The 17,167-nt window shown below is 69.1% G+C and carries 16 protein-coding genes and 1 tRNA gene; 6 read left to right on the top strand and 11 right to left on the bottom strand.

The annotated features are described in order from the left end of the window. Window positions 1-9 precede the first annotated feature (9 nt). The 5 genes from ABZ707_RS09660 to ABZ707_RS09640 form a co-directional block, all read right to left on the bottom strand. A complete protein-coding gene (locus tag ABZ707_RS09660; RefSeq protein ID WP_360170534.1) occupies window positions 10-1,623 on the bottom strand; it encodes a caspase family protein in 1,614 nt (537 codons plus the stop codon). Window positions 1,624-1,630: 7 nt separating this feature from the next. After that, window positions 1,631-1,975, bottom strand: coding sequence for a hypothetical protein (locus tag ABZ707_RS09655; RefSeq protein ID WP_360170531.1), 345 nt, complete (start codon window positions 1,973-1,975; stop codon window positions 1,631-1,633). 249 nt (window positions 1,976-2,224) lie between these two features. Then, a complete protein-coding gene (locus tag ABZ707_RS09650) occupies window positions 2,225-2,689 on the bottom strand; it encodes a MarR family winged helix-turn-helix transcriptional regulator (protein ID WP_360170528.1) in 465 nt (154 codons plus the stop codon). A 63-nt stretch (window positions 2,690-2,752) separates the two neighbouring features. After that, window positions 2,753-3,397, bottom strand: a complete 645-nt coding sequence (locus ABZ707_RS09645) for a TetR/AcrR family transcriptional regulator C-terminal domain-containing protein (RefSeq protein ID WP_360170525.1) — start codon at window positions 3,395-3,397, stop codon at window positions 2,753-2,755. Between the two features lie 259 nt (window positions 3,398-3,656). Continuing rightward, window positions 3,657-5,147, bottom strand: coding sequence for an FAD-dependent monooxygenase (locus tag ABZ707_RS09640; protein ID WP_360170522.1), 1,491 nt, complete (start codon window positions 5,145-5,147; stop codon window positions 3,657-3,659). A gap of 250 nt (window positions 5,148-5,397) precedes the next feature. On the opposite strand from ABZ707_RS09640, the gene ABZ707_RS09635 reads away from it, so the two are divergent. Further along, a complete protein-coding gene (locus ABZ707_RS09635; RefSeq protein ID WP_360170519.1) occupies window positions 5,398-5,790 on the top strand; it encodes a nuclear transport factor 2 family protein in 393 nt (130 codons plus the stop codon). 364 nt (window positions 5,791-6,154) lie between these two features. Here the strand turns inward: ABZ707_RS09635 and ABZ707_RS09630 are convergent. Together ABZ707_RS09630 and ABZ707_RS09625 are read right to left on the bottom strand one after the other, a co-directional pair. Continuing rightward, window positions 6,155-6,227, bottom strand: a tRNA-Arg gene (locus ABZ707_RS09630). A gap of 285 nt (window positions 6,228-6,512) precedes the next feature. Beyond that, window positions 6,513-7,652 (bottom strand): serine hydrolase domain-containing protein, encoded by a 1,140-nt coding sequence (locus tag ABZ707_RS09625; RefSeq protein ID WP_360170516.1) that lies wholly within the window; start codon window positions 7,650-7,652, stop codon window positions 6,513-6,515. Window positions 7,653-7,912: 260 nt separating this feature from the next. Here ABZ707_RS09625 and ABZ707_RS09620 point away from each other — a divergent pair, with 260 nt between their 5' ends. Continuing rightward, window positions 7,913-8,338: a MerR family transcriptional regulator gene (locus ABZ707_RS09620; protein WP_360170513.1), complete on the top strand. Its 426-nt coding sequence runs from the start codon at window positions 7,913-7,915 to the stop codon at window positions 8,336-8,338. Window positions 8,339-8,394: 56 nt separating this feature from the next. Here ABZ707_RS09620 and ABZ707_RS09615 read toward each other — a convergent pair whose 3' ends face one another. Further along, window positions 8,395-9,669, bottom strand: a complete 1,275-nt coding sequence (locus tag ABZ707_RS09615; RefSeq protein ID WP_360171315.1) for a M6 family metalloprotease domain-containing protein — start codon at window positions 9,667-9,669, stop codon at window positions 8,395-8,397. Between the two features lie 320 nt (window positions 9,670-9,989). Between ABZ707_RS09615 and ABZ707_RS09610 the strand changes: the two genes are divergently transcribed. Next, window positions 9,990-10,643 (top strand): helix-turn-helix domain-containing protein, encoded by a 654-nt coding sequence (locus ABZ707_RS09610; protein WP_360170510.1) that lies wholly within the window; start codon window positions 9,990-9,992, stop codon window positions 10,641-10,643. A 245-nt stretch (window positions 10,644-10,888) separates the two neighbouring features. Further along, window positions 10,889-12,424 carry an MFS transporter gene (locus ABZ707_RS09605; protein WP_360170507.1) on the top strand — a complete coding sequence of 512 codons (1,536 nt, stop codon included), beginning with the start codon at window positions 10,889-10,891 and terminating at the stop codon, window positions 12,422-12,424. Between the two features lie 147 nt (window positions 12,425-12,571). Here ABZ707_RS09605 and ABZ707_RS09600 read toward each other — a convergent pair whose 3' ends face one another. Continuing rightward, window positions 12,572-13,105: a MarR family transcriptional regulator gene (locus tag ABZ707_RS09600; RefSeq protein WP_360171312.1), complete on the bottom strand. Its 534-nt coding sequence runs from the start codon at window positions 13,103-13,105 to the stop codon at window positions 12,572-12,574. A gap of 126 nt (window positions 13,106-13,231) precedes the next feature. Between ABZ707_RS09600 and ABZ707_RS09595 the strand changes: the two genes are divergently transcribed. Then, on the top strand, window positions 13,232-14,014 hold the full coding sequence (locus ABZ707_RS09595; protein ID WP_360170504.1) for a class III extradiol ring-cleavage dioxygenase: 783 nt from the start codon (window positions 13,232-13,234) through the stop codon (window positions 14,012-14,014). Window positions 14,015-14,078: 64 nt separating this feature from the next. Here ABZ707_RS09595 and ABZ707_RS09590 read toward each other — a convergent pair whose 3' ends face one another. Together ABZ707_RS09590 and ABZ707_RS09585 are read right to left on the bottom strand one after the other, a co-directional pair. Continuing rightward, window positions 14,079-15,131, bottom strand: coding sequence for a questin oxidase family protein (locus tag ABZ707_RS09590; protein WP_360170501.1), 1,053 nt, complete (start codon window positions 15,129-15,131; stop codon window positions 14,079-14,081). 98 nt (window positions 15,132-15,229) lie between these two features. Continuing rightward, window positions 15,230-15,760, bottom strand: coding sequence for an N-acetyltransferase family protein (locus ABZ707_RS09585; protein WP_360170498.1), 531 nt, complete (start codon window positions 15,758-15,760; stop codon window positions 15,230-15,232). A gap of 153 nt (window positions 15,761-15,913) precedes the next feature. On the opposite strand from ABZ707_RS09585, the gene ABZ707_RS09580 reads away from it, so the two are divergent. Further along, window positions 15,914-16,909, top strand: coding sequence for a sigma-70 family RNA polymerase sigma factor (locus ABZ707_RS09580; protein ID WP_360170495.1), 996 nt, complete (start codon window positions 15,914-15,916; stop codon window positions 16,907-16,909). Window positions 16,910-17,167: the final 258 nt, after the last annotated feature.

Here is a 17,167-nt window from a genome sequence, read left to right as displayed (position 1 = left end):
GCCCGCGCGCTAGATCTTCACTATGGGCGCATATCGCAACATGAATCGCTTCGGTTTGTTTTCACCGAAACTGATGGAGGCCTGGGTTTCCTGGCCACTGCCGGTGACAGAGACTACGACGCCTTCTCCGAAGGACTCGTGCGAGATCAGATCGCCGACCGCGATGGCCGTTTGGTTTGACTGCTGTGTTTTCTTTCCGGAGTCGAGAAATGTTTTTGCTTCGGCGACGGTCTGAGGCGGAGATGACTTCTCGGCCGAGCCGCCGGATTTTCCGCCGTTGCTGTCGGCCGCGTCGAACAATGTCTCGATCTTGTACTCGGTGTGGAATACCTCGATGAGCGCCAGCCGCAGCACCTCGTCGCATCCGGAGGAGGCGAAGGTGCTGTGGGAAGCGGGGTTCGAGAAAGCGAGGCGCAGCGTGGTGTCATCGCTGTCGACTATCCGCGCGTTCTGGCTGAGCAGGATCCAGGCGAAGCGCCGACGGTTTTTCACTGCCTCAAGAATGTCGGGCCACATGTGCCGCAGGCGTGCTGTGCTCTCTGGGGATGAACCACCGCCCGGCCGTTTGATTCCCGCCGGCCAGGCACCGGGACGTCGTGGCGGAGCGGCGGCCGGCGCGGGTCTGGGACGTGTCGGCGCAGGCGTGGGAGATACGGGCACCGACGGCTGCGCGACGGTCGGCCAGTCGGTCGGCCGGGCCGCTTCGGCCTCACCGCCGGCTCCGTTGCCGGACTCGTTTCCGCTGGTGGGCCATGCGCTGACGGCAGAGTTGACCGAGCCCCGGGCCGGTACTCGAGACCTCTGGGCGGGTGCGGGGAGGATCTCCTGCTCGCCGTCCTCGGCTGCCGTGTTCGGCGCGCCGGCGAAAGCCGCCGCATGCTGCCGTTCAAGCCAGCGTCTGTTCCATGCCAGCGTCAGCCCGCCCGGCGAGTTGCGTACGCGCCGGTGGGGGCGAGGAAGGGATTTCGCGCGCAGTGCGCGATCCAGGTGCGTGAAGACCGTATCCAGGTCCAGAACCATCTTTTCAGTGTCCGGGATACCGTGGCGGAGCAGACGCACCAGTTCGCCGGTGAAAGCCGTGAATCCCTCACCGTCCTCCGCCATGGCCTTCTGAGTCTCGCCCGCTGCCGCGATGAGATAAGTGCCTTCAATCAGCGCGTCCTCGGCGATTTCTGCGCCTGGATCCGCCATGGTGCCGAGGGCGCTGCCCGCATAACAGCAGTCAAGGATGATGATGCGGCGGGTGGCTGATGAACCAAGAAGGATGTCGCGGATGTCGTCGTAATGGGTGGCAGTGTGCGGCGCGCCGGGCCGGGACGTGCAGCGGGTAAGACGCAATTCGCCTCTGTTTGGCCCCTTGATGCCGTGCCCGGCATAGTAGACGAGCAGCGTATCGGTAGCTTCTTCGGCGGCCTCAAGAACGGGATCCACGAGTTCTTCCGTGGTCCTCGGGTCATGGACGGCCTCGCAGCGCGCTGCGGGCAGATTCCAGGACGCCGCGCCCGTCAGCACATGCCGCATGGCTTCTACATTGTTTCTCACCGAGGGGAGACCGGGCATGGCCGCGTAGTTGCTCACGCCGATGAGTACGGCTCGGGACCGATGCGGATCGGGGAGAGTCACGGCCTCACTATTCCCGTGTCAGTGCGCGGGCGATGCGCCGCACCGACTCCTCGTCGTGCCCTTCCACAACCAGGGTGTTCCCGTTGTGTTCAATGGTCACCCTGGGAGTGTTCCGGCGGGTGCCACGCCACGAGACGTAAGCCAGGGCGAAGGTGGTCGCTTGCCATACGTTGTCGGTGATGAGTTGCAGAATCTCGGCCGCGCCCCCGCTCATCCGGCCAGGTTCCGGTGTCGGCGTCTCCCACGAGATCTTCGCATGCCGGCGTATTTCGGGCGTCTCCAGAAGCCACGTTCGCAAGGAACGCAATTCCTCCTCGGCGCCTTGACCTTCCATGCTGATCCGCACAGTCACGCGAGCCCCCGATTCGCAGTCAAGTGACCCATAGCCTAGGGCATTTGATCCCATGGTGAGACATGCGTCCCCGCTCCGGCGGACGCCCCATATCGTTGCGTCCACGCGCCATGCCGACCTCGTCCGGATGGTGAAGTGCGACTCCAAACTCGCATGACCTTGCGAGAGATCCGGGATGTCGCCGCTGCCGCTGCCGCCCGGTCATGTCAACCCGGGCAGCGACCTCGGGCAGGGAAGCCGTCAGCCGCCCTATGAGTCCCGCTGTCGGCTGCTCAGCTCGCCGGAAGCGTCGACGAGCCGACGCAGGCCCTCCGCCAATGCCTCCGCGAGCCCTTCCGGCCAGTCCGCCACCATCGTCTCCAGGTTCTCCGCCAGATCGCGGCGGAGGCCCGCCATCACTTCGGTGCCCTGCGGGGTGAGCGACAGCAGGGTGGCCCGTGCGTCACGGGGGTCGGGCGCGCGGTCCAGCAGGCCGGCCCTCTGGAGCCGGTCGGCATGGCGGCTGACGCGTGAACGGTCCGTCCCGATTTCGGCGCCCAGCGCTGCCGCGGTGCTCGGGACACCCAGCCGGGTCAGGCCCGACAGCACGGGATAGGTGTGCTCGTCCACTCCCTCGGGCGCCCGGTCGAGCACGTCCTTGTACAGGCGCGCCCGGTTGCGGCGCAGCAGTACGGCGCCCAGCGCCTGTTCCAGCTCGTGTCCGATCCCGTTCACCGCCCTATGGTACGTGCGCGGCGCACGCTTGCCGTACGGGCCGGAGCGTTGTCGCGTCGCACCTCATGGCGTTTTGCCGTCCTGGGACAGCCGTGTCGCCGCGTCCATGATGAGCCCGACGCCGAACTCGAATCTGTCGGTGAACTCGCCGTCCGCGAGGTACGGGAGAGCGCTCAGGAGAGACGGATGGGCGCTGCTCGACAGCGCGGGCGACAGCGTCCGCGCCACCGGCCCCGGCGCGCCCTGCTCCTCCTGGACGAGCCCGAGGGTGAAGTAGACGATCGTCCAGCATGTCCAGCTCGCCGCCCGGGGGGACAGGCCGCCGTCGAGCAGGGCTTTCATCAGTGACTCGGCGACGGCGAGCGTCGCCGGTTCCGGAGCGAACGTCCCCGCCACCACCAGGGCGCCGTCCCGGTAGGAGAGAAGTGCCTCGCGGTAACGGGCCGCCAGAGTGCGGGCACGCCCCTCCCAGTCGTCCGGCAGGCCGCCCGTGTCCACGGTGGCGACGATGGCGTCGGCCATCAGCTCACGCAGCCTGGCCTTGGACTTGATGTGCCAGTTCACCGTGTTCTGCCGGACGCCCAGGCGCTGTGCCACGGACCGTGTCGTCACGGCGTCCCAGCCCGACTCGTTCATGATGGCCAGTGCCGTCCTGACGATCTCTGCGCGGCGTTCCTTCTCCTCCGGCGTCCGGTGCGTGGTGATCACGTGTCGATGCTACTTCGGCACCCCGCCGCCCCCCACCGGACATGTGTCGGGTCAGGCCAGGACCGCGTAGCCGTCGACCTCGATCAGCCGGTCGGCAGAGCCCACTGGCCGGCGACCGCCACGAAACGGGTGCCTGTCCTGATCGCCACATGGGCGCAGAGATCCTGGACCGGCGGCGCGAGTGTGGGCGGGTTGACGCGCTGAACGGGTTTGAGTGCCTCCTGCTCTCCCTGAGGGACGGACGGGCCGCGGACGCCGGTCAGCTCGCCGCCTCACGGCTCGCCGCGGCGAGCGCCGTGCGGGCCTGTGCCGCCAGCCTCTCCGGATCCCGCTCCTCGCTCGCCCAGGCGACATGTCCGTCCGGCCTTACCAGCAGTGCCGTGACGGACGCCCACTCGGACCTGTCCCGGGCCACTTCCGACCGGTGCTGCCGTACGGTCCTCAACTCACCCGCGATCAGCGGGCGTTCACCGGCGCCGCGCAGGTCCGACAGGACATAGCTGCCGGGCCGGAGCAGTTCGAAGAGCGTCGCGCCGGACGGGGAGAAGGCGAGATCGGGGGCGCGCCGCCCGACGAGCGGGTGCGCTCCCGGCCGTGGGCTCGGATAACGCACATGCAGCCCGGAGAGGCGTTCCGCCAGGGTCAGTTCGAGCGCCGGCTGCTCCCCGATGAGCTTGCTGAGCAGTGAGCGCAGTGCCTGTCCCTCGGGGGAGAACGCCGTGATGAGGGCCGTCTGCGCCTGGCTCGCCTCCAGGAGGTCGGCACCGACCGGATGGCGTTCGTCGTGGTAGGTGTCCAGGAGACCCTCGGGAGCCCAGCCGTCGAGTGTGGCGGCGAGCTTCCAGCCCAGGTTGGCGGCGTCCTGGATCCCGACGTTCAGCCCGACGCCTCCAGCGGGCATGTGCTGGTGGGCGGCGTCACCGGCGAGCAGGACACGGCCCTTCCGGTAGGTCGCGGCCTGCCGGCTGGTGTTGCCGTACCGCGAGAGCCAGGCCGGAGAGCGCATGCCGAAGTCCGTTCCTGCGGCGGCGATCGTATTGGCCCGGAGCTGATCCAGCGTCAGATCACCGGGACAGTCGGTGCGGACGTCCTCGGGCATGGTGCCCACGAGGCGGTGCAGACCGCCGGACAGCGGCACCACCATGATCAATCCTGCCGGGCCGGCCTTGCTGAGCACCTTCTGCTCGGGCGGATCGTCGAGGACGACATCTCCCAGGAAACCGAGCACGGTGGCCCGCTGCCCCTCGTACGGGATCCCTGCCCGGGTACGCACGGTGGACCGGACGCCGTCGCAGCCGACCACATAGTCGGCCCGGGTCGTGTACAGGCCGTTGGGCCCCTCGACCTGGACGGTGACGCCGTCCGGGTCCTGGACGACGTCCACGACGCGGTGCCCCCGGCGGAGCGACGCGCCGCTCTCACGGGCGAGGTCCTCCAGCAGGGCCTCCGTTCTGGCCTGGGGGAGGGACAGAGTGAAGGGAAAGGGCGTGTCCAGCCGCGAGAACTCCAACCGCCGGTCCAGTACGCCGAAATGGCCGCTGGGGATCCGCAGGCCCTCGGCGAGGAACGGTTCCGCGACACCTCTGCCGGCGAGCACCTCGATTGTGCGGGGATGGATGGTGAGCGCCTTGGAGTGCGGATCGGGCTCGGCGCGGGGTTCGAACACGGTCACCGCCACGCCCGCCAGCCGCAACTCGAACGCCAGCCACAGCCCCACGGGCCCGGCCCCGGCAATGACGACCTGCTGCATCGTGACTCCTTCTTGTTCAATGAACAACGCTTGACCTCTGGAGCATAGGTCACCGAACAAGGGGTGCGCCACTGCCTGGGGGGTCGACCTGAAGCGTGCGCAACGCACGCATGTGGGGTACGGTAAACAGCGTGCGCCACGCACGCGTTTCCTTGTGGCGGCATTCCGACCCCAACCGGCCTCACGGGATCCGGACTTCAACAGGGTCGACAGGGTCGACAGGATTCACAGATTCAGAGGAGAAGTACTCATGGCGCAGACCGATATCGCCGCCGCACTCAACGACCTGCTGTTCAGCGCGACCACCGATGTGCGCGAGGCCGCCGACCGTCATTTCGCCCCCGACTACCGCCAGCGCACGAACGGACAGTGGGACGACCGCGACGGCTTCCTCGGTCACATCTCCCACCTGCGCGCGGTGGCGTCCGAGGGGGTCGTGGAGGTCCATGACGAGCTGCGCGACGGCCGGTTCTACGCGGACCGTCACACGGTGCGCATCGCAAAGAAGGACGGTTCGCGGGTGCGGATGGAGGTGTACCTCTTCGGGGAATTCGCTCCCGACGGACGCTTCCGCCGCATCGAGGAGGTCACGCTCCTGCTGGAGGGCGGCGAGGGCGACCGGACGATGGGCAACGCGCGCTGAACGGAGCTCGGGCCCGCCGGGTGCGCCCCCTCGCGAACGTCGGCAGCGTGTGCCCCGCGAACGTCGGCCGGGCTGCACGGCCCGCACTCGCCCCCGTGCGAGACGTCCGTCTACCGCGACCGTCGCGGACGTCCGTTTGGGTCCCGGGGAAATCGACATCCCGGAGGCATCCCGACCTCGCGTCGATCGGACCGGCAACGGGGGCGTGGAGTGCCCGAGTTGGCCAGGGTGATCGGCACTCTGCAAGAGGAACTGGAGCGGACTTCCACCGGATGCGCCGGCCGGAGAACGGCCCCGGCGTGCGGCAGATTCGACGAAGGGCCGGCCCGGGAAGGAAATCCTCCCGAGTCGGCCCTATGCGTTGTGCCCCCGGCAGGATTCGAACCTGCGACACCCGCTTTAGGAGAGCGGTGCTCTATCCCCTGAGCTACGAAGGCGGGGTGGGATGACGCTACCGGTAAGGCTGCGTCACGGCACATAGTGTAGCGGGTGGCGCCGGAGCGGCCACCGAGTCTTTGGGTGGGACTTGGTGGCAGTCAGTGCGCCCTCCGGTGACGTTCCCCGCCGTGAGACGGTGGGCGGCGCGTGCACTCGCGGCGGTGGTTGGGGCCGGCTCACCCGGACCGCCCGCATGGCGGTCCGGGCCGGGCGCTGATCCGTACGGCAGTGCCAAGAGCCCCCCGGCATCGACGCGTACGGCCGGGTGGGGTGATGCCGGTCCGCTACGCGAAGTGGTCGTAGACCGCCCGTACATATGTGGCGCTGCGATCGGAGCCGATGATGCCGGGGGCCATCCTGTTCATCATGTAGGCGATCGTCATGCGCCGGTCGAGATCCATGATGATCATCGATCCGCCCCAGCCGCCCCAGAAGCAGATCCGTCCGTCGGGGATCCAGGGGATCGTGGCCGTCTGGGGCAGCGCGTAGCCGATGCCCCAGCGGAGGGCGAGTCCGTTGACGGCGTCGACGCCGTCCGCCTGGGTGTCGAAGATCAGCCCGATGGTCTTCTCACCGAGCAGCCGGACTCCGTCGACCTCCCCGCCGCGGGCCAGTACGGAGAGGATGCGGGCGACGGACCGGGCGTTGCCGTGGCCGTTCGCGGCGCCGATGTCGGCGGCCCGCCACTCGGGGGTGTTGGCCGTGTCCGCGCTGAGCGGCGGCCCTGTCAGGGTCTTGAAGGCGGGGCTGTCCTGCCCGGCGGCCTCCGGATCGAACGGCAGCGGGGGCGGCGGAACGACATCCGCGATGCGGTGCCAGTCCCGCTCGGCCGCCCCGATCTGGAAGTCCGCGCCCAGCGGGCCGGCGATCTCCTCCGCGACGAACTGCTTGAGGGTCCTTGCGCTGACGCGACGGACGAGTTCGCCGACCAGATGTCCGAAGCTGAGGAGGTGGTAGCCCGAGGCCGTGCCCGGCGTCCACCACGGAGCTTGAGCGGCCATGCGGGCCGCGGCGCGCTCCGTGTCGTAGAGATCCTCGATCGTGGCCGGCTGGTCGAGGCCGGACACTCCGGAGGTGTGCGACAGCAGGTGGCGGACCTTGACATCCTGTTTGCCGTTGGCGGCGAACTCGGGCCAGTACCTGGCCACCGGAGCGTGGACGTCCAGCTCGCCGCGGTCCACCAGCATGAGCGCGGCGAGACTGGTGACGGTCTTCGTCGTCGACCACACGTTGGTGATGGTGTGCTCGTCCCACGCGACAGTGCGGGCGGTGTCGCGGAAGCCGCCCCAGAGGTCGACGACGCGCTCGCCGTCGATGTCGACGACCAATGAGGCCCCCAACTCCTCACCGGAATCGAGGTTTCGGCGGAGCGCGGCGCGCACGGCGTCGAAACGGGGCTCGGAGGTGCCTTGTGGATCGGTCATGTCCGGTGTCTCTTCTCGGGGCGTGATGGGGCGTGATGGGGCGTGACAGGGCGTGACGGGGCCTGCTTCTCGAAGGCCGCTGAGCCGGCGCGACGTCGCGGCGGGGCCCGGGGCCGGGAACCAGCCTGAAACGCTCACATCAGTGGGAAGGTCAAGCGCCCCAGGTCAGACCGGGTCCGGCTGCGGGTCGGGCCCGGATCGGGCCGAGGGGCAGGCCCGGATCGGGCCGCACTCACTCGCCGTGTCATACGCTTGTGCGAATGCGGATCGGAGAGCTGGCGGAGCGCACCGGCACATCACGGCGGCTGCTGCGCTACTACGAGGAGCAACGGCTGATGGCGCCCGGCCGTTCCATGAACGGCTACCGCGAGTACGACGAGTCACTGGTGGGCCGCGTGCTTCAGATCAGGGGCCTCCTCGAAGCGGGGCTGCCCACCCGGGTCATCCAGCAGATCCTTCCGTGCCTCGAAACGCCACGGAGCATCCATATCCCCGGTGCCACCCCGGAGACGATCGCCATCCTGGAACGCGAACACGATCGGATGTCCGCACGCATCGAGAGCCTGACCCGTAACAGGGACGCGATCGCCGCCTACCTCGGCGCGGTGCGCGCGGAACGCGCCGACCCCGCCGACCTCGCCGACGGGACCCGCCACGCTCCCGATGGACGGCCGCACTCGGCGTGACGGTGTGTGACAGGGCGGTACGGAGAAGCGCCCGCCCGGGCCGGGGACGCGACGCGTCAGGGCCGTGTCACCCGCACCTTGAAGTGCCCGCCGGAGTCCTCCGCCAGCACCGCGATCCGGATGTTGTTCTCGTCGTCGACAAAGGTTTCCCCCGGCCGGAACGTCGCGTCGGACAGTTCGGCGTGCACATTCGGCCGTCGCGTGCAGCCGCCGCTGTTCGTCGCGCTGTCCGCGACGGTGATCGGGCCCCGCCCGGTGTCGATCCCGGAGTCGACGCGGTAGATCAGGACGCCCGGTTCGCACACCGCGTCGTCGTTGCCGGCCCGCGTCCGCACCTCCACCGCGTACCCCGACTCCTTGGAGATCGGTACGAACGCCAGTTTGGGGCCGCCCGACGTGGCCAGCGGGCCCAGCATGTGTTCACTGCTGCCCGACGTGGACGCGCAACTGACCTGGTTGTCGTCGAGCCAGCCGAGTTTCCACTTGTGCCAGCCCATCAGGTCGTTGTTGGCACCCCAGTCCTCGGACATGATGTCCCAGTGCCCGACCGAGCTGCCGCCGTCCATCGTGTAGAGGTCGGGGAGGCCGAAGACATGGCCGTTCTCGTGGGGCAGCACCCGGTAGCCGGTCAGCGGATACGAACCGGAGCCGTCGTCCTGGCGGCTGTAGACGAAGGACGTGTTCGAGAGCGGGACACCGTCCGCGCTCGGCGCGTCCACATTGCCGGAGAAGGTCACGGAGAGGACCGTCTGTAGCGCCGAGGGTCCGGCATTGGGTGTGACCAGCACGTTGACCAGGTCGTATTCGCTGAAGTCCACATCCGCGTCGGTGACGGACACGATGTCCTCGACGAGCTTCCGGTAGCCCGGATCGTAGGGAGCTCCCCGTTCTATCCCGTATTCCTTGAAGGGCTTCGGCATGCGCAGCCAGTCCTTCAGCGGGGCTTCGGGGCGGTAGTCGAGCCGCCCGTACGAACTGGTCCTGAACCATTCGGACGTCTTCGGGAAGAACTCGGCGAGCCGTGCGAGGGCCGGGCCGGCTCCCGGCGCGTCCGAGAAATCAATCATGAGATTGAGGGCGCGCACCTTCCCCGTGGACCGGGAATAGCCCGGCGGAGTGGGCAGTCCTTCCGACATCTGTACGATCGCGCTGGAGGCGATACGGCACGCGCCGAGGTCGGACGTCCTGTTGGTGGAGACGGGTCCCGGCGAGGCGCGGATGGTGGTGGGGAGAGGCCCGCTTCCGGAGGCAAGGGCGGCGATGGTGATCGCGGCGAGGCCGGCGAGTGCGCCGAGTCGGCGGGCGCCGCGCGCGCTTCTGGCGTATCCCATGGGTCCGGCACTGCCGCCGGTTCTGCGTATCCGACGCGTCTGCTGCATGCGGCCGCCTTCGGGTCCGCGGCAGTCGGCCGTCCTGACTGCTCTCCGTTTGCTCACACTGCGTCGCTCGGCGTGTCGCCGCTCGCTGGGTGCGCCGATCGAGGGTTCTTTCCACCTCCCTGGTTTTGTGATTCAAGTCACAAGAGCTGATGAAATAACCGGGGACGCTTTCCCCGTTTGCACGTGTGTCTCCGAAAAACGGGGACGCGGTCCCCGCTTACGGGGGCTCGTTCAGAACTGGGCCGGATCGCGCATGGAGGGAAGGGGTCGATATGACCATCGCCGCCGAGACCGAAGTGCGACGTGCGCCGCGTCCGCGCGCGGACGCTCTGCGTAACCGCGAACGGATCGTGACGGCGGCCCGGGAGATGTTCGTGGAGTACGGACCCGAGGCCCCGCTCGACGAGATCGCCCGCCGGGCCGGCATCGGCAACGCCACGCTGTACCGGCACTTCGCCGACCGGCACGCCCTCGTCCATGACGTGGTGCTGTCCGTGCTGGCCCGCACCGCGGACCAGGCGGAGCGGGCCGCGGCCGAGGAGGCGGTGCCGTTCGCCGCGCTCCGCCGCTTTGTGCACGCCGCGGCGGGCGAGCGGATAGGGGCGCTCTGCCCGATGCTTTCCGGCACGGTCGACACCCGCAGCCTTGATCTCGACGCCGAGCGGATCCGCCTCGAATCGGCGGTCGAAGGGCTGATGGAGCGGGCACGGCAGGCGGGGCAGCTCCGTACCGATGTCGCCGTCGGCGATCTGATGGTCGCGCTGTCGCAGCTCACCCGCCCGCTGCCCGGCACAGGCTGTCTGAACATGGACGGGTACATCCACCGCCACCTGGAACTGTTCCTCGACGGCCTGGCGGCCCCGGGGCGTTCCGAACTGACCGGCAAGGCCGCGACCCTGGAGGATCTGCGCCGCGCCGCACCGTGACGCGCCCTGAGCCACAACCATGAACCCCCGGCCGGAGCCGTCCGGAACCGGCCCAGCAATCCCTCGTACTCCGTGCGGTGCCATCGGTCCGCCGGGCCTCGCGCCCAGGTCCCGCGCTCCGCACCCCGTCTGTCCATCACTCCGTCACCCAGTGACCCCAGTGACTCCATGACCTCGTAAGTCTCGCAGCGTCGCCTGTACTTACGTACGTTTTCGCCTTTCTGCACCCTTAGGTGGACATCTCCATGCCAAAATCAGCCGAAACGCGGCTTCCTGACCCGAGCGTTCCGCTCGCCGACCCGACCCGCTGGAAAGCACTGGCGTTCATCGCCCTGGCCCAGCTCATGGTCGTCCTCGACGCCACGATCGTGAACATCGCGCTGCCCTCCGCCCAGCAGGACCTGGGGATCTCGGACGGCAACAAGCAGTGGGTCATCACGGCCTACGCCCTCGCCTTCGGCGGTCTGCTGCTCTTCGGCGGACGCATCGCGGACCTGTGGGGCCGTAAGCGCACCTTCGTCGTCGGCCTGCTGGGCTTCGCCGCCGCGTCCGCACTCGGTGGCGGCGCCACCGGCGAGGCGATGCTGCTCGGCTCCCGGGCGCTCCAGGGCGCCTTCGGCGCGCTACTCGCGCCGGCCGCGCTGTCCCTGCTCGCGGTGATGTTCACCGACGCCAAGGAGCGGGCCAAGGCCTTCGGTATCTACGGAGCGATCGCCGGTGGCGGTGGCGCCGTGGGGCTGATCCTCGGCGGATTCCTCACCGAGTACCTCGACTGGCGCTGGACGTTCTTCGTCAACATCCCGTTCGCGATCGTGGCCGCGCTGGGCGCGTACTTCGTGATCCGCGAGCCCTCCGGCAGCCGCAACCGGTCGCCGCTGGACATCCCCGGTGTCGTGCTGTCCACCCTGGGACTGGTGTCGCTGGTGTACGGCTTCACCCGCGCCGAGTCCAACGGCTGGTCCGACCCGATGACGATCTCCCTCTTCGTCGCCGCCGCCGTCCTGCTCGCGGCGTTCGCCCTCGTCGAGTCGAAGGTCAAGTCCCCGCTGCTGCCGCTGCGCGTGGTCGCCGACCGCAACCGCGGTGGTGTCTATCTCTCCCTGGGCCTCGCCATCATCGCGATGTTCGGCCTGTTCCTGTTCCTGACCTACTACCTCCAGGTCGTGGAGGGCTTCTCGCCGGTCAAGACGGGCTTCGCCTTCCTGCCGATGATCGCGGGCATGATCACGGGCTCGACCCAGATCGGTGCCCGGCTGATGACCCGGGTGGCGCCGCGGCTGCTCATGGGCCCCGGCTTCGTCCTCGCCGCCATCGGCATGCTGCTGCTGACCCAGCTGGAGATCGGTTCCTCGTACGCGGGTCTGATCCTGCCGGCGCAGCTCATGCTCGGCCTCGGCATGGGTACGGCGTTCATGCCGGCCATGTCGCTCGCCACGCACGGCATCGAGCCGCGTGACGCGGGTGTCGCCTCGGCGATGGTGAACACGTCGCAGCAGGTGGGCGGCGCGATCGGTACGGCGCTGCTGAACACCATCGCGGCCTCCGCCACCACCGCGTACGTCGCGTCCCACGCCGCGACGGCCGGCAATCGTCAGCTCCTGGAGCTCCAGGCGCTGGTCGAGGGCTTCACCAGCGCGATCTGGTGGGCGGTCGGCATCCTGCTGGCCGCCGCGACGATCGCGGTGACCCTCATCAACACCGGGCGTCCGAGTGCCACCCCGGCCGCGGCCGGCGCCGAGGGCGCCGAGGCCGATGCCGCGGTCCCGGTCGTGATGCACTGACGATTCCTTGCCGGAGATCGCCTGGGAGGGACGTGCGGAGACCCCGCGTACGAGGAATCGTCCGCGGGGTCTCGCGTACCACCGTGGTCGCGCCGTGCTTCAGGAACCGGCGGCTCGTCGGAGTCGGGATGGGGCGGGGCCGGCGGCTCAGCGCCGCCAGGGCAGATCCGCGCCCGTACCCTCCGGCTGCAGCCCCTCGGCCATGACCCGCATGATCTCGCCGAGCTGGCCCACCTGCTCCGCGCTGAGCCGGTCGAAGATCGCCTGGCGTACGGCGGCCACATGGCCCGGCGCGGACCGCTTCAGCACATCGTTGCCCAGCTCGGTCAGGAAGGCGTTCTGTCCGCGCTTGTCGGACGGGCAGTCCTCCCGCCGCACCCAGCCGTGCTTCTCCAGCCGGGCCACCGCGTGGGAGAGCCGCGACCTGGTGATCTTCGCGTCCATGGCGAGCTGGGTCATGCGCATCCGGCGGCGGGGCGCCCGCGCGAGATGCACGAGCAGGGCGTAGTAGATGTGCGGCATTCCCGAGTCGCGCTGCAACTGGCGGTCGAGATGATCCTCCAGCAGCGTCGTGGCCTGGAGATACGCTTGCCAGACGCGCTGCTCGTCGTCGCTGAGCCAACGCGGCTCCCCGCCCGTACCGGCGTCGCTGCCGGTGGATGCCGTGGTCATGTAATCCACTGTACCCATTCTTGAAAGTTAAACTAGACGTGGTTAGGGTTGGCTTTGTGGTTGCTTGAGTGTTCAAGCAGTCGTGGTAGCAGCCAGGCGGGACAGCCGCGAGCAGCACACAGACCGGGAGTCGCCATGAACGCAGCAGCGGAGCGTATGCCCGCCCTCTATCTCTCCCATGGCGCGCCGCCCCTCGCGGACGATCCCGTCTGGACCCGTGAGCTGGCCGCCTGGTCCGCCGCGCTGCCCCGGCCCCAGGCGATTCTGATGGTCTCCGCCCACTGGGAGGAGGCGCCGCTCGCCCTCGGCGCGACCGAGACAGTGCCGCTGGTCTACGACTTCTGGGGCTTCCCGGAGCGCTACTACGGAGTGCGGTACGCCGCTCCGGGCGCGCCGGAGCTCGCCGAGTCGGTGCGGAAGCTGCTGGGCCGCGCCGGTATGCCCGTGCACGATGTGCCGGACCGCGGGCTCGACCACGGGGCCTACGTACCGCTGGTGGAGATGTTCCCGGACGCCGACATCCCCGTACTCCAGGTCTCCATGCCCACCCTCGACCCCCGCGAACTGCTGGACATCGGGCGCAGACTGGCACCGCTGCGCGACGAGGGGGTCCTCATCGTCGGCAGCGGCTTCTTCACCCACAACCTGGCCGCGCTGCGGCAGGCGGGCAACGGCGTGCCCGGCTGGTCGGCGGAGTTCGACGACTGGGGCACGAGGGCGCTGGCCGCCCAGGACATCGACGCGCTGCTCGACTTCGAGCACAAGGCCCCGGCCGGGCGGCTGGCCCATCCGCGCACCGAGCACTTCGCGCCGCTGTTTGTGACGCTCGGTGCCTCGGAGGGAGAGCTGGACCGGGGCCGCAGTGTGATCGACGGCTTCTGGATGGGGCTGGCGAAGCGTTCGCTCCAGTTCGGCTGAGCCTGCGGGCCCGGCCCGGTGCGCCCCGGGCCGGGGGGCCGTGCGGTCGCGGCGCGGAGCCGTCCTACAGCACCGGGTCGTTGAGTTCGATCGATCTGACCGCGGCGGCCAGCGCCGTGCCGTCGCCGATGTCGAGTGCGGTGTCGGTGAACTTGATCGTGTGATCGTCACCGTGCGCCGCGGCCCGCTCGAAGACCTCGTCGGGCGACAGCCCGGTCGGCGCGTACGGAGCCGCGGTGGCCGGGGAGTACGCCGCGGTGACCGCCGCGCTCGCAGCCCAGGCGGCCTCCAGGCTGGGCGCCCACAGCTCACGGGGGAGCGCGGGCAGGGTGCGCAGCACGGCGTTGGGCGCGGTCGCGGCATGCACCAGCATGATCGGAGAGCCGTGGCCATGGCTCGCGTAACGGTGCACCGCCGCCGTCACCAGCTCGGTCAGCCGGTCATGGACCTCATCGGGACCGGTGTCCCGGCCCCCGGCCGGTGGCCAGACGGGGAACGCGGTGAGCCTGGCGAACCGCTCGCGGATCCCGCCCTCCTGCGCGGGCACCGGCGGTACGGCGTCCAGCGCGGCGGCGGCGCTCGGCGCCGGGGCCAGCCGTCCGAGCACCGGCAGCGGCTGATGGCGGGCGGCCCAGTAGCCGAGGCCGTGCGCCAGCTCCCGTACGCGTGGGGCGGTCTCCTCCGTGGTCAGCAGCGTCCGTACGGCGTGCCCCACCCGGATCGCCGGATGTGTCGCGCCGGCCGCGATGCCGGGCAGCAGCCGAGGCCACCACTCCACCAGCACATCGCGCCAGGGGCGCTCGGTCGTCTCGCGTTCGAAGTACACCGTCCAGTCGGCGACGCGCCGCGGATCCGCGAGGGCCTCCCGCCAGTTCTCGGAGGTCACCGGGGTGTCGGTGGACGGCATGTCCTCCAGCTTGGCGCGGTAGTGGTCCAGCCAGCGGTGGACGACCGGCGCCCGGCCGTGATGTACCAGCGCCTCCACCGCCATCGGGCCGTGGTTGCTCAGCCAGCCCTGCCGCTCGGGCCCGGAGCTGTGCAGCCGTTCCAGCGCTTCGTCCAGGGTCCCCGTGGTGTCACCCGGGGTGTGGTCCGCCGTGCCGCCCGTTGTGTCCATACACACCACGCTAGGCCGGATGCGGAGCGGTGCGTAACGGACCGGAGGCCCGGTCCGGACCGCCCGGAGACGTAGGTCCCGCGTCTCAGTGCCCCGGCTCAGGTCCCCGGCCCCAGGGACTTCTCGTACCAGGCGACGTCCCAGTACCGGTCGAACTTCCTGCCGACCTCCGCGTACGTCCCGACGTGCCGGAAGTCGAAGCGCGCGTGCAGCCGGCGCGAGGCCTCGTTCGGCTGGGTGATCCCGGCGTAGGCGCGGTGCAGGTCCTCACCCTCCAGGGATTCGAACAGCGCCTTGTAGAGCAGTGTGCCGACGCCGCGGCCCCCCGCGTCGTCCGCGCAGTAGACGCTGACCTCGACCGATGTCGAGTACGCGGCCTTGGGGCGGAAGGGGCTGCTGGTCGCGTACCCGAGGACGCGGCCGGACGGGACGTCCTGAGCAACCAGGAGCCGGTGCGGGCCGTCTACCGGGTGGGAGCGCAACCAGGAAAGGCGCTCCTCCGGAGTGAAGGCCACGGTGTCGAAAGTAATGGCCGTCTCGTGGATGTAGTGGTTGTAGATGTCGGTGAGCGCGCCGATGTCGGCCTCGGTCCGGGGTCTGACCTGCACTTCCGCGTATGGCTCTGTCATATGTCCTCCCCAGGTGCCGCGACAGGGTACTGCATGATCACAAAGATCCATGTACAGCTTGGGAATTCTGTCCGGATTCCAGTCGTTGTTTCCTTCGGATGCAGGGCACCCGAAAGGGTGTCGCGACCTACTCAGTCCAGTAAGGGAGCTCGCATGGCAACCCGTGCCGTCGCCCGTCGTACCGCCACTGGCGAGACGAAAGCGGCAAGCAGTGTTCGCGCCGTGGGCGGGGAAATCGCCGATCGCGACCTGGTCGGCATGTACCTCGACGAGATCGCGCGTACACCGCTGCTCGACGCCGCAAAGGAAGTCGAGCTGTCCCAGACGATCGAAGCTGGAGTGTACGCCCGGCAGATTCTCGACGGAGACGTGGAGAGCGAGGCGGGTGGCGCTTCGCGCGAGGAGCTTGAGGCGCTGGTCGCCGCGGGTGAGCGCGCGAAGGACGTCTTCATCCGTTCCAACCTCCGCCTGGTGGTGGCCGTGGCGCGTCGTTATCCGCGCAGCGGTCTGCCCCTGCTCGACCTGATCCAGGAGGGCAATGCCGGTCTGGTACGTGCGGTGGAGAAGTTCGACTACGCCAAGGGCTTCAAGTTCTCGACGTACGCGACCTGGTGGATACGCCAGGCCATCACCCGGTCCATAGCCGACCAGTCCCGCACGATCCGGCTGCCCGTCCACCTGGTGGAGGAGCTCGGCAGGATCCGCCGGGTCCAGCGTGAGTTCAACAGGGAGAACGGCCGCGATCCCGAGCCGGCCGAAGTGGCCGCCGAGCTGGGGTCGAACGCGGCCCGCGTCATCGACGTACTCGACTGGGCGCGTGACCCGGTCAGTCTGAACATGTCGGTGGACGACGACGGAGACACCCAGTTCGGTGATCTGCTGGAGGACACGTCCGCGGTGTCGCCCGAGCAGTCCGTGTTGACGCTGCTGCGCAGCGAGGAGCTGGAAGACCTCATCGGCAAGCTCGACGAGCGCACGGCGTCCATCATCAAGATGCGGTACGGCATCGAGGACGGGCGGGAGCGCACGCTGACCGAGGTCGGCAAGGAGCACGGGCTGACCCGTGAGCGGATCCGGCAGATAGAGAAGCACGCGTTGCTGGAGCTGAAGAAAATGGCTCGGGACACAGGTTTCGACGCGGCGGCGTGACGTCGCCCTCCAGTAGCCGTAGTGTCGCCCTTACTCGTACTGTCTCTCCGTACGGGCCGGTCGATTCGTCGGCCCCCTCAGACGAGCCCCGGCACCAACCCCCCCCAGGTGCCGGGGCTCACCCTTGTCCGGCGCCCGGGGCCCCGCTCGCGCGGCGGCCGGGCCCACCCCTCGGTGTTCTGGCATGGCGTGCTGCCGCTGGTTGAGCATTGATGTCCGTTCCTGTCCGTGCTGTGCCCACTTCTGTTTACTTTCCAG

The organism is Streptomyces sp. NPDC006923, assembly GCF_040635655.1.
In the GTDB taxonomy this organism is placed as follows: domain Bacteria; phylum Actinomycetota; class Actinomycetes; order Streptomycetales; family Streptomycetaceae; genus Streptomyces.
This window is presented reverse-complemented; position numbering and strand designations above follow the sequence as displayed.

Bases quoted from the DNA above. Each gene is read 5' to 3' on its own strand.
- ABZ707_RS09585 (WP_360170498.1), bottom strand. From the start codon at position 15,760: ATGACAGAGCCATACGCGGAAGTGCAGGTCAGACCCCGGACCGAGGCC.
- ABZ707_RS09620 (WP_360170513.1), top strand. From the start codon at position 7,913: ATGCGGATCGGAGAGCTGGCGGAGCGCACCGGCACATCACGGCGGCTG.
- ABZ707_RS09595 (WP_360170504.1), top strand. From the start codon at position 13,232: ATGAACGCAGCAGCGGAGCGTATGCCCGCCCTCTATCTCTCCCATGGC.
- ABZ707_RS09635 (WP_360170519.1), top strand. From the start codon at position 5,398: ATGGCGCAGACCGATATCGCCGCCGCACTCAACGACCTGCTGTTCAGC.
- ABZ707_RS09580 (WP_360170495.1), top strand. From the start codon at position 15,914: ATGGCAACCCGTGCCGTCGCCCGTCGTACCGCCACTGGCGAGACGAAA.
- ABZ707_RS09590 (WP_360170501.1), bottom strand. From the start codon at position 15,131: ATGGACACAACGGGCGGCACGGCGGACCACACCCCGGGTGACACCACG.
- ABZ707_RS09640 (WP_360170522.1), bottom strand. From the start codon at position 5,147: ATGCAGCAGGTCGTCATTGCCGGGGCCGGGCCCGTGGGGCTGTGGCTG.
- ABZ707_RS09605 (WP_360170507.1), top strand. From the start codon at position 10,889: ATGCCAAAATCAGCCGAAACGCGGCTTCCTGACCCGAGCGTTCCGCTC.
- ABZ707_RS09625 (WP_360170516.1), bottom strand. From the start codon at position 7,652: ATGACCGATCCACAAGGCACCTCCGAGCCCCGTTTCGACGCCGTGCGC.
- ABZ707_RS09615 (WP_360171315.1), bottom strand. From the start codon at position 9,669: ATGGGATACGCCAGAAGCGCGCGCGGCGCCCGCCGACTCGGCGCACTC.
- ABZ707_RS09610 (WP_360170510.1), top strand. From the start codon at position 9,990: ATGACCATCGCCGCCGAGACCGAAGTGCGACGTGCGCCGCGTCCGCGC.